At 63.8% G+C, this 246-nt stretch carries 1 protein-coding gene; it reads left to right on the forward strand.

Features of this window, described 5'->3' with window-relative positions:
- A partial coding sequence (locus tag J5M58_RS27490; protein ID WP_207880659.1) for an amino acid permease occupies positions 1-246 on the forward strand: 246 nt, incomplete at both ends.

Raw genomic sequence — 246 nt, forward strand, 5'->3', positions numbered from 1 at the left:
TCTTCTCGCTGCCGCAAAACATGGCGGCCAGCGCAGGGGTTGGCGCTGTGCTGATCGGCTGGGCAATCACCGCGGTCGGCATGCTGACCCTGGCATTCGTGTTCCAGACCCTGGCCAACCGCAAGCCGGAGCTGGATTCGGGGGTGTATGCCTACGCCAAGGCCGGTTTTGGCGAGTACATGGGCTTTTCCTCGGCCTGGGGCTACTGGATCAGTGCCTGGCTGGGCAACGTCGGCTACTTCGTGC

Origin of the sequence: Pseudomonas sp. 32_A (assembly GCF_017490905.1) — a bacterium.
In the GTDB taxonomy this organism is placed as follows: domain Bacteria; phylum Pseudomonadota; class Gammaproteobacteria; order Pseudomonadales; family Pseudomonadaceae; genus Aquipseudomonas; species Aquipseudomonas inefficax.